Here is a 12,783-nt window from a genome sequence, read left to right on the forward strand (position 1 = left end):
ACCGGTGGCGTACGGCGGCACGCGTCGCCCGGCGGCCGGGCCGTGGGCGGCCCGTACGGCCGCCTCCGGTGGCCGTACGGGCCCGGGCCCGGTGAGACGTGCGGGACGGTGCCGGAGCCCCGCCACCAGATGCCGGTGACCGGCCCGTGAGCGCGCTGACGATCGTCCTCGCCCTGCTGGCCGCGCTGACCAATGCCTCGGCCTCGGTGCTGCAGCGGCGGGCCGCCGCCGCAGAGTCGTACAGCGGGAGCGGAGCGCGGCATGCCGTGCGCTGGCTCGCGCGCGTCCTGCAGCGGCCGCACTGGCTCGCGGGCGCCGGTGCGCTGGCCCTGTCCACCGTGTTCCAGGCCTCCGCGCTCGCCGTCGGCAGTCTGTCCGTCGTCCAGCCGCTGATGACCAGCGAGCTGCTGTTCACCCTGGTGGTGGGCAGCGTCGTCTTCCACCGCCGTCCCGACCGTCGCACCTGGGCCGCCTTCAGCTCCCTCGGCGCCGGGCTGGCGCTCTTCCTGGCCGCGGCCTCGCCGTCCTCCGGCCGGGCCACCGCCCCCGGAACCTCCTGGCTGGTGGCCGGAGGTGTGGTGCTGGCCGTCGTGGTGTCCCTGGTGCTGGCCTCCCGTCCGACGCGGGGCGGACCGCGTGCCGCGCTCCTCGGTCTCGCGTCCGCGATGTCGTTCGCGGTGACCGCGGCGCTGATGAAGGAGGTTCGGGCAGGGGCTGACGGCCGTGTTCGCGCACTGGTCGCTGTGGGCGACGGCCGTCGCGGGGCTGATCAGCTTCGCGTTGCTGCAGGCCGCGCTCCGCGCCGGATCGCTGACGGCGTCCCAGCCCGCCCTCACCCTGGGTGACGCCATCACCAGTGTGGCGCTGGGCTGGGCGCTGTTCGGGGAGCGGATCGGGCTGGGCGCACGCATCGCACCCGAGATCATCGGCATTCTGCTCATCGGCGCGGGCAGCATCGGGCTGGCGGGCGCTCCGTCGGTCAGCGGCGCGTGGGACACGGTTCCGCACGAGGCGGACCCGGACGGCGCGGGCCCGGCGGGAGCCGACCTGAACGACGCGGACCTGAACGACGCCGACCTGAACGACGCGGACCTGGACGACACGGCCCCGAACGGCACGGACCTGAAGGCACAACTGGACGGCACGGACCCGGACGGCGCCGGTCCCGAGGGCCGGCACCGGCATCCGCAGGAGTGACGAGCCGGCGGCACGCCGACTCGCCCTCAGGCCGTGTCGTCGGGAGGTTCCTCGTTGCGGGGCTTCGGCGGCGGCTCGAAGCGCACCCGGATCTTCTGGAATCCCTTGAAGGCCTCGGTGGCGGCGTACGACCGGTAGGCACGGCGGTCCGCCGGGGTCAGCTGCACCCGGTCCGTGAACGGCGTCAGCAGGCTGCGGGGCCACAGGCGCATGACCCGTACGGCCCCCACCTCGGCTGCCGTGACGAAGATCAGGGCCCCGACGTAGAGCCACGCGAAGAGGCCCAGGACGATGCCGAACATGCCGTAGGTGGCCGTGGCCCCGCGCAGGACGTGGCTGACGTAGTAGGAGCCCACCCACTGCAGCACCTGCCACGCGCAGGCCCCGCCCAGCGCGGCCCCCGCCAGCCGGCGCAGCGGCAGTGGCCGGTGCGTCAGCAGCCGGTAACTCAGCAGGAGCAGGAGGGTGTTCAGGCCCACAGAGCCCGCTGTGGCGGCGAGCCAGATGCCGCCCGTCAGCCGCGAGCCGAACAAGTAGGCCTGCGAGGCGGCCACCGACACCAGAGTGAACGCACACAGCCCGAGGGCGAGGATCAGCAGGAACAGCAGTCCCTTCAGCCGCGAGCGGAACGGGTCCGGGCGTGCGTGGCGGGGAACCGCCCAGATCTTGTTGAGGGCGTACTGCGCGGCCTGGGCGACGCCGAGGGAGCCGTAGAGGCTGCCCACGATGCCCGCGGCCAGCGCCGCCCCGCTGCCGTGGAAGGAGTGGATGTTCTCCCCGAGCTGGTCGCCGATGACCGGGAACTCGCCCAGCGCCGAGTCCATGACCCGCTGTCGCAGCGCGGGGTTGTCGCTGAGGAAGGTGCTCAGCACGGCGACCAGGATGAGCAGCAGGGGGAAGAGCGAGAGAAAGCCGTAGTAGGTGAGGAGGGCCGCGAGGTACAGGGCTTGATCGTCGTAGAACTTGTACAGGACGGCGAGCGGCAGGCCCACCCAGCGGTGCCGTCTCTGGAAGCCGTCGGCGCGCTCGAGGAGGCTCATGGCTCGCCCCCGCGCCGCACCGGCGCGCAGGAGTGCGGTGGCGCCGGGCGGCGCCGGCACGGTGGGTCCGTCCTCATGGCGCCGTCCGCCACCCACCGTGCTCGTCGTGCCGGGCAACGGCGCGCCCGATCCCCGGCTCGTGCGGGCTCGTCCGGCACGCCGGCTCCGGAGCGACCGCGTGCTCCTCCCGCTTCCTTCTCCTGCGCTTCCCCATCGAGCCTCGCCCCGCATGTCGGCCTCCGGGCGGCCGTGTCCTCGTGCCCTCGGTTGTCGCCGGCGCTCCCCGTGACGGCTGCGCGCACTGGCCACGGTGTCAGGGTCTCCCCGCGCCCCGTCCCGAAACGGCCGAGCGGGTTCTTCACCCGGGTGGAGGCGGGGGGGACGGCCTTCGGCCCGACCCCGCCCGCCACCGCGGCACAGCGCGGAGGCCAGGGCGCTGCCACCGGTCGCCGGCACGGCCGGCAGCGCGCCGTGCGCGGGCCTCCGGTGCGTCGGCATCGGCCGGCCAGGGAGTGCGACGTTCCCGGTTCCCGGCACGACGCCGCCCGGCCGGCGGGACTGCGCGGAACGGCGCCGGTACGGACGCGGCCGGACGGACGGCGCGGACACGGGGCCGGACGGTACGGGCGCGGGGCCGGACGGTACGTACGCGGGTCGGACGGACGGTACGGACGCGGACCGAGCGGACGGTACGGACGCGGACCGAGCGGACGGTACGGACGCGAGCCGCACGGACAGTACAGACGCGAGCCGGACGGCCGGTGCGGCAGGCGCCGCGCGGTCGCGGCCGGTGCGGGACCGGGCCGCCGTGCCCCGGTGGGCCGCGCCCGCGCCGGGGAGGGGAGCCGCTGCGCTCGGCGAGCGGCGCGGTGGAATGCATCAGTGACCGAACCACCATGTCCCGCCGACGAGTTGATGTGCGAAACTGCGTTGATCGTTTCTGCTCTAGGTCAACGCGCCCAGGGAGTCCGCCATGACGTCCGGTACCGATCGCCGCCCGGAGATCGACACGAGCAAGCCCCATCCCGCGAGGGTCTACGACTGGCTGCTGGGCGGGAAGGACAACTATCCCGTCGACGAGGCGGTGGGTGAGAAGCTGCCGCCGGAGGCGCACGCCGCGGCGCGGCAGAACCGGCAGTTCATGCACCGGGCGGCCGCCTGGCTCGCCGCGCAGGGCGTCGACCAGTTCCTGGACGTCGGCACGGGCATTCCCACCGAGCCCAACCTGCACCAGATCGTGCAGGAGGTGGTGCCGACCGCGAAGGTCGTCTACGCGGACAACGACCCGATCGTGCTGGCCCACGCCGAGGCCCTGCTGGTCAGCAGCCCGCAGGGGGCCACCGATTACATCCAGGCCGATGTGCGCCGGCCCGAGGAGATACTCGAACACGCCCGGCGGATCCTGGACTTCGAGCGGCCCATCGCGCTGTCGCTGATCGCGCTCATGCACTTCATACCCGAGGACCAGAACCCGTACGACATCGTGCGCACCCTGCTCGCCCCGCTGCCCTCGGGCAGTTACCTCGTCCTCTCGCACGCCGCGTCCGACCTCTACGAGGAGCTGGCGGCGCAGGTCACCGCCGAGTACGCCAAGGGCGGCATCCGTCTCGGGTTCCGGACCCGCCCCGAGGTCGTCCGCTTCTTCGACGGCCTGGACCTCGTGGAGCCCGGGGTGGTGACGGCTCCGGAGTGGGTCAAGTCCGCGCCCGCGCCGGCCACGCCCGAGGGCAGCGGTATCTACGCCGGCGTGGCCCGCGTGCCGTGAGGACGGCGCGGGCAGCCCGCACCGGGTCGGCCGGCACCGCCGCGGGCGGCCCGGCCGGCAGCGGGGCATGAGCCGCCCCGCGCGCCGGCGCCGCCGTGACGGATACTGAGGGGGACGACCCGTCCGGCGCCCTCGCCGGGGAAGGAGTCGCGGCCATGGTCGGTGACATCGGCGACGAGCTGAGAGCGCGGCGCGAGGGCGAGAACGGCCACTGCGCCATGCCGCACACGGCCGACACGCGCCTGCACGCCTGGGGCCCCACGCGTGAGCAGTGCCTCGCCGAGGCCGTGCGCGCCATGGTGGAGGCCTTCGCCGACGTGTCGGGCGCGCGGCCCACCACCGTCCAGCGGGCCCGCCTCGCCCCCGCCGGCGACGAGGACCTGCTGGTCGCGCTGCTGGACGAGGTCGTGTTCCGTCTCGAGGTGGCGGGTCTGGTCCCGGTCGACGTGGAGGTGGAGCCCACCGGGGACGGCGGAGTGGAGGCACGGCTGTCCCTCGCCGAGCTGGCGGACGTCGCCGTCACGGGTGCCGTGCCCAAGGGCGTCTCCTGGCAGGAGCTGCACATCGGCCCGGACCCCTACGGCTGGTCCTGCACGGTGATCGTGGACGTGTGACGGGCCCGCGTCAGCCCTTGACCACGCCGAGCGGCACCAGCCGGGCGACCTTCCGGCACAGCCCGGCCCCCTCGCTCGCGGCGACGACGGCGTCGACGTCCTTGTACGCCTCCGGTGTCTCCTCGGTCAGGCCGCGCCAGGACTTGGGGCGCGCGGCGATGCCGGCACGGCGCAGCCGGGCCCGCAGTTCGCTGCCGGTGACGGTGCGCGCGGCCTGGTGCCGGCTCATGGTGCGGCCGGCGCCGTGGCAGGTGGAGTGGAACGCATCGCCGCCGGGCACGCCGGCCAGCACGTACGACGCCGTCCCGAGCGTGCCCGGGATCAGCACCGGCTGCCCGAACGCGCTGATGTCCCCGGGCAGCTCGGGGTGCCCGGGCGGGAAGGCGCGGGTGGCTCCCTTGCGGTGCACGCACAACCGGCACCGCTCGCCGTCCACCATGTGGCTCTCGATCTTGGCGAGGTTGTGGGAGACGTCGTACACCAGCGTCAGCGTGGTGCCCGCCGCCCGCCGGAAGACGCCGCGCGCCGCGTCCGAGAGCAACTGCCGGTTCGCCCGGCCGTAGTTGGCGGCCGCCGCCATCGCCCCGAGGTAGGCCCGCCCCTCGGGCGAGTCCACCGGTGTGCAGGCCAGCTGCCGGTCGGGCACCGAGATGCGGTAGCGGGCCATGGCCCGGTCCATCAGCCGCACGTGGTCGGTGCAGATCTGGTGCCCGAGCCCGCGCGACCCGCAGTGGATCATCACGCACACCTGGCCCGGGCCGATCCCGAAGGCGTCCGCGGCGGGGGCGTCGTACACCTCGGCGACCTGCTGGACCTCCAGGAAGTGGTTGGCGGAGCCAAGGCTGCCCACCTGGGCGAGGCCCCGCTCCCGGGCGCGCTGCCCGACCTGTGTCACGTCGGCGTCGGCGACCGCGCCGCCGTCCTCGCACCGCAGCAGGTCGCGCTGCTCCCCGTGGCCCCGCTCCACGGCGAAGCGGGAGCCCTCGGCCAGCAGCCGCTCCAGCTCGCCGCGGCCGTCCGGCCGCCACACGCCGCCGGGTCCGGCGCCCCGCGGAATCGCCCGGTCCAGGCCGTCCATCACCGCGGTCAGCACGGGCCGGAGCGCGGCGCCGTCGCAGTCCGCGGCCAGCAGTCGCACCCCGCAGGAGATGTCGAAGCCGACGCCGCCCGGCGAGACCACCCCGCCGGCGTCCACGTCCGTCGCGGCGACTCCGCCGATGGGGAAGCCGTATCCCCAGTGGATGTCCGGCATGGCGTAGGAGGCGGCGACGATCCCGGGCAGCGCGGCCACGTGCACGACCTGCTCCAGGGAGTGCTCGGCGTCCGCGAGCAGTTCCCGGGACGCGAACACGATCCCGGGCACCCGCATGCCGCCGTGCGGCTCGATGCGGTAGCGGAAGGGACGTTCCTCGATCAGCTCCGTCAGCTCCATCGCGGCCTCCGCCCCGGGACGGCGCGTCCGGCGTCACTGCCCCTGCAGCGCGGCGAGCACGTCGTCGTCCGTCAGCTGCTCGAAGTCCTCGTACCACTCCGCCACGGCCAGGAAGTCGGCGGGCCGCTGCAGGCACAGCACCTCGTCGGCCTCGCCGCGCAGCACATCGGCGGCCTGCGGCGAGCACACCGGCACCGCCACCACCACGCGCTCCGGCGATCTGGCGCGCAGCCAGCGCAGCGCGGCGCGCGCGGTCGCCCCGGTGGCCAGCCCGTCGTCCACCAGGATCACGGTGCGGTCGCGCAGCTCGGGCTCCGGGCGGCCCTGCCGGTAGCGCTCCTCCCGGCGGCGCAGCTCGGCCCGCTCCCGCTCCACCACGTCGTCCAGGGCCGAGGGGCGCAGCCCGAGCTGCTCCAGGGTCTGCTCGTCGAACAGCGGGGGGTCGTCGCCCGCGAGCGCCCCGACACTCAGCTCCTCCTGGGACGGCGCGCCGATCTTGCGGACGACCAGCACGTCGAGCGGGGCGTCCAGTGCCTCGGCCACCTCGCGGGCCACCGTCACCCCGCCGCGGGGCAGCGCGAGCACGACCGGGTGGGTCAGCGTGCCCGCCTCCTGCCGGATGCGCAGCCGCTCGGCCAACTCTCGGCCGGCATGGACGCGATCATGAAAGCGCATCATGGCCCGGGACTCCTTCCGCACCGCCGGCCGCGCACGACGCTCCTCGGCGTCCCGCCGGGTACCCCGGCCACGTCATCGCGACACCGGGGCGACCGCACCGGCGCAATAGTGGAATATGCAACGACTGCGTTCCGTTGTGCTGCGCAGAAGGAGGTCAGGAGTGGAGACCACGTACTACGACCGGGGGACGGCCGCCGAGCGGTGGGAGCGCGCGCAGCTCTTCTTCGACGCCAAGGACTACGCGGGCGCCGCGCGGGTGCTCGCCGCGCTGGTCGAGGAGGTGCCGGAGCAGACCGGACCCCGCCTGCTGCTGGCCCGCGCCTACTACCACTCGGCCCAACTGCACCGCGCGGAGGCCGAGTTGCGCACCATCGTCGATCGCGACCCGGTGGAGCACTACGCCCGGCTGATGCTGGGGCGCACGCTGGAGCGGCAGGCCCGGCACGAGGAAGCGGCGCAGCACCTGCGGATCGCCTCGGCGCTCGCGGGCGACTTCCCGGAGCTGTGAGCCGCCGTCCGCGGCATTCCCGGGGCCCGGTTCCCGACGCGGGACCGGGCCCTCGCCGTCTTCCGGCAGCGGTCCGTGGAACCCCATGCACCAGCAGCCGCCCCACACCCCGTCGTGCTTTTCCACCAGCCGGGCGAAGTCCGGCCAGGTGTCGTCGAGGACCATCGCTGTCCCGGGGATCGGGGCGCGTCGCCGCGCGCAGCGAGAACCGGGGGCAGCGGGTGCCGGCCTCCCCCGCGCGTCCAGTCTTGCGTACCGCCGTCCTTCACGTCCGGGACTTCGCCCAGCGCCCGTACGGAGATGGCATCCTGACGCGATGGCACCTACCCGTGATCACGCGCCGCTCGCCGAGCGGGTCGAGGAACTCCTCGCCGCCGGCGGTCCCCTGCCCATCGTCGCCGCCGGGCGGCCGGTGCTGCGGTCCGGCACCGAGCCGTACGACGGCCAGCTGGGCCCGGCCCTGCTGGCCCGCTTCGTCGAGGCGCTGCGCGCGACCATGCACGCCGCTCCCGGGGTGGGCCTCGCCGCGCCGCAGGTCGGCGTGGAGCTGCGGATCGCGGTGATGGAGGACCCGGCGCCGGTGCCCGAGGAGGTCGCGGCGGCCCGGGGCCGGGTGCCGCAGCCGTTCCGGGTCCTGGTCAACCCCTCGTACCAGCCGGTCGGCACGGCCCGGGCCGCGTTCTTCGAGGGCTGCCTGAGCGTGCCGGGCTGGCAGGCGGTGGTCTCCCGGCACGCCGAGGTGCGGCTGCGCGCGGAGGACGAGCGGGGCCGCCCGGTCGACGAGGTGCTCACCGGCTGGCCCGCTCGCATCGTCCAGCACGAGACGGACCACCTCGACGGCACCCTGTACCTGGACCGCGCGGAACTGCGCTCCCTGTCGACCAACGAGGCGGTGGCGGCGCTGTGGGCCCAGCCGACACCGCGGGCGGCGGCCGAGGCCCTCGGCTTCCGACTGCCCTGAGGAAGCGCTCACTTGTCCCGGTAGGCCTCCAGCAGCCGCAGCCACACCTCGCTCAGGGTCGGGTACGACGGGACCGCGTGCCACAGGCGGCTGACCGGCACGTGGCCCGCGACGGCGACGGTGGCCGAGTGGATGAGCTCGCCGATGCCGGGGCCCACGAAGGTGACGCCCCGCAGGATCTCGTCCTCCAGGTCCACCACCATGCGGGCGCGGCCCTTGTAGCCCTCGCCGTACAGGCCCGCCCCGGAGACGGTGGAGAACTCCACGTCGACGGCGCGGACCCGGTGGCCCGCCTGTTCCGCCTCCGCCAGGGACAGGCCCACCGCGGCGGCCTCGGGGTCGGTGAAGACGACCTGGGGTACGGCCTCGTGGTCGGCGCTCGCCACGTGCGCGCCCCACGGGGCGTCCAGGAGCGGTTCGCCGGCCGCGCGCGCGGCGATGGCGGCACCGGCGATGCGGGCCTGGTACTTGCCCTGGTGGGTGAGGAGGGCGCGGTGGTTCACGTCGCCGACGGCGTACAGCCAGTCGGTGCCGGTGACGCGGAGGGTGTCGTCGACGTCCAGCCAGGAGCCGGGTGCCAGGCCGACGGTGTCGAGCCCGATGTCGTCGGTGTGCGGGACGCGGCCCGTCGCGAAGAGGATCTCGTCGGCCTCGATGCGGTCGCCGCTGCTGGTGACGGCCACGACGGTACCGTTCTCGCGGGTGACGGACTCCACCGAGGTGCCGGTGCGGACGTCGACGCCGGCCGCGATGAGCGACTCGGCGACCAGTTCCCCGGCGAACGGCTCCATGCGGTTCAGCAGGCCCTTGCCGCGCACCAGCAGGGTGACCTGCGAGCCGAGGGCATGCCAGGCGGTGGCCATCTCGGTGGCGACGACACCGCCGCCGACCACGATCAGCCGGCCCGGTGCGGCCTGCGCGCTGGTGGCCTCGCGGCTGGTCCAGGGCTTGACCTCGGCGAGGCCGGGCAGGTCGGGGAGCTGGGCGCGGGTGCCGGTGCAGACGGCGACGGCGTGCCGGGCGGTGAGGGTCGTGAGGGTGCCGTCGGGGCCGGTGACCGTCACCGTGCGGGGGCCGGCGAGGCGGCCGTGGCCGCGGTAGAGGACGGCGCCGATGCCCTCCACCCAGGCGACCTGGCCGTCGTCCTTCCAGTGGGCCGCGTACTCGTCCCTGCGGGCGAGGACGGCCGGGGCGTCGAGCGGGCCCCCGACCGAGCCGCTCAGGCCGGGCAGGCGGCGGGCGTCCGCCTGGGCGATGACCGGCCGGAGCAGGGCCTTGCTGGGCATGCACGCCCAGTACGAGCACTCGCCCCCGACCCGTTCGTTCTCCACGATCGCGGTGGTGAGGCCGGCCGCACGGGTGCGGTCGGCGACGTTCTCCCCCACGGGCCCGGCTCCGAGCACCACGACGTCGTACGCGATGGATTCCGATTCCGTCATGGGGTCAGTCTGATGGGTGGTGTGCGCGGCGGCCACATGGGTACGCGCGCGGGACGCGGCCGTACCCGTGTGGAATAGGCGGCCAGGCGGTCGTGTTTGAGCCGTCGGGATACCCCCACACCAGGAAGAGGGATCACGCCATGACCACCACCGTGGAGCTGACCAAGGACAACTTCGACCAGACGGTCACCGAGAACGACTTCGTTCTCATCGACTTCTGGGCGTCCTGGTGCGGGCCGTGCAAGCAGTTCGAGCCGGTGTACGAGAGGGCGGCGCAGGAGAACCCGGACCTCGTGTTCGGCAAGGTCGACACCGAGGCACAGCCGGAGCTGGCCCAGGCCTTCGGCATCCAGTCGATCCCGACGCTGATGATCGTCCGCGACCGGGTCGCCGTGTTCGCGCAGCCGGGCGCGCTGCCCGAGGCCGCCCTGGCCGACGTGATCGGGCAGGCCCGCGGCCTGGACATGGACGAGGTCCGCAAGAGCATCGCCGACCAGGAGGGCAACGCCCAGTAGTCCCGGCACGCGGGACTGCGCGGGCCGCGGTCAGGTGGAGTCGCGCCGCACCACCGAGGCGCCCAGTACCTGGCGCACCTCCGGCTCGCCCCCCGGGTCGCGCACCGCGCGGTCGACCAGCTCGGCGAGGTCGCGGCCCGAGGGCAGCTCGACGTGGACCGTGCTGAGCCGGGGCCGCAGCAGCCGGCCGAGCATCAGGTCGTCGGCTCCGATCACGGCCACGTCCTCGGGGATGCGCAGGCCCTCGTCCTGCAGGGCCCGCATCAGCAGCATGGCGTACTCGTCGTTGTAGGCGAACACCGCGTCCAGCCCCGACTGCCGCCACTGTGCGGCCAGTTCGGCGGCGGCCTGCTCGGTGTACGCGAGCGCCACCGCGATGACGGACGCGCCGGTGCCCTGCAGGGCCGCGCAGGCGCCGGCGAGCCGGGGACGGGAGTACGCCTCCAGGCCGGGCTCCTCGGGCACGACGACCCCGATCCGGCGCCTGCCCCGCTCGTACAGATGGGCGGCGGCGCAGCGCCCGACGGCCTCGTGGTCCATCAGCAGGGCGTGCGCCCCGTCGACGCGTGCGGGCCCGAGGGTGACCACGGCCCGGGCGCCCGAGCGCCTGAGGACCGCGACCCCCCGCGGGCCGAGGTGCGCGCCGGGCACCAGGACGGCGACGGGCCGCAACTCCGCCCAGGCACGGGCGGCTTCGTCGCCCTGGAGGCCGACGGAGCCGTACTGCACGACCGTGTAGTCGAGCCGGCCGAGCGCCCACTGGAGATCGTTGAGGAAGGTGCTGTACAGGGGGCCGACGGGGATCGCCGGGGCGGGCATGAGGACCATGCGGCTGTGCCCGGCGCGCAGGCTGCGGGCGGCGGCGTGGGGCACGTACCCCAGTTCGCGCGCGGCCTCGTGAACGCGCCGGCGCGTGGGTTCGCTGATCCGTACGGCGCTGGTGTTGTTGAGGACGTAGGACACGGTCGCGCGCGAGACGCCCGCGAGGCGGGCCACATCGGCACTGGTGGGCGTGTTCGGTATCTGCACCATGACACTGCGTATCTTGGCAGAGCGCCGGCGGCCGGGAGCGGGCGGGTGATGGTGGTTCATCGTTCGACCAGAACGGGGTCGCGGCACACCGCTGCACGAACACGTCGGCGTTCCGCGAGGACGGCACCGCAGGGTCCGGTCGACATGCTCACCGGCGTGCCGCCCGCCCGGCGCACGGCCGGTGTCGGCCGGGGAACGGGCGGGGCTCGGCCGAGTTTGAGCGAGCCGACCGCGTGTCAGTCGGGCGGTTCGGTGCCGGTCACTCGGGCGATCAGGTCGGTCCAGCCCGCCTCCAGCCGCTCCATGGGCATCCCGCGCTGACGGGTCAGATGGTGGATCAGGGCGGGGTCCAGCGAGGCCATCAGGGTCTGGGCGAGCAGGTCGCAGTCGGCGTCCGGCACGATCTGCCGCAACAGCATGACGACGTGGGTGCGCAGGGCCTGGAAGGCGGGGTGGGAGAAGCGGCGGGTCGGCTCGGGCTGGGCGGCCAGCAGCAGATCCAGCCGTTCGGCCGAGCGGTACAGCACCGCGACGCCGAACGCCCGCAGCCGCTCCAGGGGCGGCGCCCCGGGGCCCAGGGGCGGGGGCCCGGCCAGGAAATCGGCCTGGAGCTGCTTGTCCGAGTGGTCGAGCAGGGCCATCAGCAGGCCCGTGCGGTCGCCGAAGCGCCGGAAGACCGTGCCCTTGCCCACCTGGGCCGCCGCGGCGACCGCCTCCATGGTGACCCCGGCCACCCCGTGCTCCGCGATCAGGCGGGCGGCGGCCTCCAGCAGCCGGGCTCGGTTGCGGGCGGCGTCGGCCCGCAGGCAGGGCTCGCCGGGGGCCGTGCGGAGCTGAAGCAACTCGGGCGCGCGGGGAGGCTCCTCGGGCGTCGGCAGGGGCGGCAGCGGGCGGGACATGACGACAGCGTAAAGCATCCGGAACAGAACTGGACCGCAGTCCGTTTGGAGTGATACACACTTAACCGGACCACGGTCCGGATTATCTGCGAGTCTCAGCCCCTTGGAGCCCCCCATGTCTGTTCGCATCCTCGCCCTCGTCGGCAGCCTCCGCGCCGGCTCGACCAACCGCCGGCTCGCCGAGGCCGCCGTGAAGCTCGCCCCCGAGGGCGTAGAGGTCGAGCTCTACGAGGGCCTGGCCGAGATCCCCTTCTACAACGAGGACATCGACGTCGAGGGCAGCGTGCCCGCCGCCGCCGCGCAGCTGCGTGCCGCCGCCCAGGCCGCCGACGCGTTCCTCCTCTTCTCCCCCGAGTACAACGGCACCATCCCGGCCGTCCTGAAGAACGCCATCGACTGGCTGTCCCGCCCCTACGGCGCGGGCGCCTTCGGCGGCAAGCCCGTCGCCGTGATCGGCACCGCCTTCGGCCAGTACGGCGGCGTGTGGGCGCAGGATGAGGCCCGCAAGTCCGTCGGCATCGCCGGCGGCAAGGTGATCGAGGACATCAAGCTGTCGATCCCCGGTTCCCTGACCCGCTTCGCCGAGACCCACCCGGTCGACGACGCGGAGGTCGCCGCCCAGCTGACGGAGGTCGTGGCGCGCCTGCACGGCAACGTGGAGGCCGCGGCGACCTGACCCGCACCGCGCCCGCGGGGGCCGGAG

General features: G+C 74.4%; 12 protein-coding genes and 1 pseudogene. 7 read left to right on the plus strand and 6 right to left on the minus strand.

The features are described from left to right. Positions 1–146 precede the first annotated feature (146 nt). Positions 147–1,026 (plus strand): annotated as a pseudogene (locus tag ACLU3S_RS31840) (DMT family transporter); the annotation flags it as partial. Positions 1,027–1,223: 197 nt separating this feature from the next. Here ACLU3S_RS31840 and ACLU3S_RS31845 read toward each other — a convergent pair. Continuing rightward, the gene (locus ACLU3S_RS31845; protein WP_413955445.1) at positions 1,224–2,237 is read right to left on the minus strand and encodes a YihY/virulence factor BrkB family protein; all 1,014 of its coding nucleotides are present in this window, start codon (positions 2,235–2,237) and stop codon (positions 1,224–1,226) included. Positions 2,238–3,210: 973 nt separating this feature from the next. Here ACLU3S_RS31845 and ACLU3S_RS31850 point away from each other — a divergent pair. Next, entirely contained in the window at positions 3,211–4,002 is a 792-nt protein-coding gene (locus ACLU3S_RS31850) for an SAM-dependent methyltransferase (RefSeq protein ID WP_413955446.1), read from the plus strand. A 155-nt stretch (positions 4,003–4,157) separates the two neighbouring features. Further along, entirely contained in the window at positions 4,158–4,616 is a 459-nt protein-coding gene (locus ACLU3S_RS31855) for an archease (protein WP_413955447.1), read from the plus strand. A gap of 10 nt (positions 4,617–4,626) precedes the next feature. Here the strand turns inward: ACLU3S_RS31855 and ACLU3S_RS31860 are convergent, their stop codons facing one another. Both ACLU3S_RS31860 and ACLU3S_RS31865 read right to left on the minus strand, forming a co-directional pair. Next, complete coding sequence (locus ACLU3S_RS31860) at positions 4,627–6,048, minus strand: RtcB family protein (protein WP_413955448.1); 1,422 nt, start codon at positions 6,046–6,048, stop codon at positions 4,627–4,629. 33 nt (positions 6,049–6,081) lie between these two features. Then, positions 6,082–6,723 (minus strand): phosphoribosyltransferase, encoded by a 642-nt coding sequence (locus ACLU3S_RS31865; protein ID WP_413955456.1) that lies wholly within the window; start codon positions 6,721–6,723, stop codon positions 6,082–6,084. Positions 6,724–6,886: 163 nt separating this feature from the next. Between ACLU3S_RS31865 and ACLU3S_RS31870 the strand changes: the two genes are divergently transcribed. Both ACLU3S_RS31870 and ACLU3S_RS31875 read left to right on the plus strand, forming a co-directional pair. Continuing rightward, positions 6,887–7,234 carry a tetratricopeptide repeat protein gene (locus tag ACLU3S_RS31870; RefSeq protein WP_413955449.1) on the plus strand — a complete coding sequence of 116 codons (348 nt, stop codon included), beginning with the start codon at positions 6,887–6,889 and terminating at the stop codon, positions 7,232–7,234. Positions 7,235–7,550: 316 nt separating this feature from the next. Beyond that, complete coding sequence (locus tag ACLU3S_RS31875; protein WP_413955450.1) at positions 7,551–8,195, plus strand: peptide deformylase; 645 nt, start codon at positions 7,551–7,553, stop codon at positions 8,193–8,195. Positions 8,196–8,203: 8 nt separating this feature from the next. On the opposite strand, the gene ACLU3S_RS31880 is transcribed toward ACLU3S_RS31875, so the two are convergent. Continuing rightward, positions 8,204–9,634 (minus strand): dihydrolipoyl dehydrogenase family protein, encoded by a 1,431-nt coding sequence (locus ACLU3S_RS31880; protein ID WP_413955451.1) that lies wholly within the window; start codon positions 9,632–9,634, stop codon positions 8,204–8,206. Between the two features lie 140 nt (positions 9,635–9,774). Here ACLU3S_RS31880 and trxA point away from each other — a divergent pair, with 140 nt between their 5' ends. Further along, positions 9,775–10,149, plus strand: a complete 375-nt coding sequence (gene trxA / locus ACLU3S_RS31885; RefSeq protein ID WP_413955452.1) for a thioredoxin — start codon at positions 9,775–9,777, stop codon at positions 10,147–10,149. 30 nt (positions 10,150–10,179) lie between these two features. Here the strand turns inward: trxA and ACLU3S_RS31890 are convergent, their stop codons facing one another. Together ACLU3S_RS31890 and ACLU3S_RS31895 are read right to left on the minus strand one after the other, a co-directional pair. Further along, positions 10,180–11,181: a LacI family DNA-binding transcriptional regulator gene (locus ACLU3S_RS31890; RefSeq protein WP_413955453.1), complete on the minus strand. Its 1,002-nt coding sequence runs from the start codon at positions 11,179–11,181 to the stop codon at positions 10,180–10,182. Between the two features lie 236 nt (positions 11,182–11,417). Further along, positions 11,418–12,098, minus strand: coding sequence for a TetR/AcrR family transcriptional regulator (locus tag ACLU3S_RS31895; RefSeq protein ID WP_413955454.1), 681 nt, complete (start codon positions 12,096–12,098; stop codon positions 11,418–11,420). A 97-nt stretch (positions 12,099–12,195) separates the two neighbouring features. Between ACLU3S_RS31895 and ACLU3S_RS31900 the strand changes: the two genes are divergently transcribed. Continuing rightward, the gene (locus ACLU3S_RS31900; RefSeq protein WP_413955455.1) at positions 12,196–12,756 is read left to right on the plus strand and encodes an NAD(P)H-dependent oxidoreductase; all 561 of its coding nucleotides are present in this window, start codon (positions 12,196–12,198) and stop codon (positions 12,754–12,756) included. The last annotated feature ends 27 nt before the right edge of the window (positions 12,757–12,783 follow it).

It is taken from the genome of Streptomyces sp. AF1A, from assembly GCF_047340315.1.
Lineage (GTDB): Bacteria > Actinomycetota > Actinomycetes > Streptomycetales > Streptomycetaceae > Streptomyces.

Bases quoted from the DNA above. Each gene is read 5' to 3' on its own strand.
- ACLU3S_RS31880 (WP_413955451.1), bottom strand. From the start codon at position 9,634: ATGACGGAATCGGAATCCATCGCGTACGACGTCGTGGTGCTCGGAGCC.
- ACLU3S_RS31865 (WP_413955456.1), bottom strand. From the start codon at position 6,723: ATGCGCTTTCATGATCGCGTCCATGCCGGCCGAGAGTTGGCCGAGCGG.
- ACLU3S_RS31850 (WP_413955446.1), top strand. From the start codon at position 3,211: ATGACGTCCGGTACCGATCGCCGCCCGGAGATCGACACGAGCAAGCCC.
- ACLU3S_RS31875 (WP_413955450.1), top strand. From the start codon at position 7,551: ATGGCACCTACCCGTGATCACGCGCCGCTCGCCGAGCGGGTCGAGGAA.
- ACLU3S_RS31895 (WP_413955454.1), bottom strand. From the start codon at position 12,098: ATGCTTTACGCTGTCGTCATGTCCCGCCCGCTGCCGCCCCTGCCGACG.
- ACLU3S_RS31855 (WP_413955447.1), top strand. From the start codon at position 4,158: ATGGTCGGTGACATCGGCGACGAGCTGAGAGCGCGGCGCGAGGGCGAG.
- ACLU3S_RS31860 (WP_413955448.1), bottom strand. From the start codon at position 6,048: ATGGAGCTGACGGAGCTGATCGAGGAACGTCCCTTCCGCTACCGCATC.
- ACLU3S_RS31900 (WP_413955455.1), top strand. From the start codon at position 12,196: ATGTCTGTTCGCATCCTCGCCCTCGTCGGCAGCCTCCGCGCCGGCTCG.
- ACLU3S_RS31845 (WP_413955445.1), bottom strand. From the start codon at position 2,237: ATGAGCCTCCTCGAGCGCGCCGACGGCTTCCAGAGACGGCACCGCTGG.
- trxA (WP_413955452.1), top strand. From the start codon at position 9,775: ATGACCACCACCGTGGAGCTGACCAAGGACAACTTCGACCAGACGGTC.
- ACLU3S_RS31890 (WP_413955453.1), bottom strand. From the start codon at position 11,181: ATGGTGCAGATACCGAACACGCCCACCAGTGCCGATGTGGCCCGCCTC.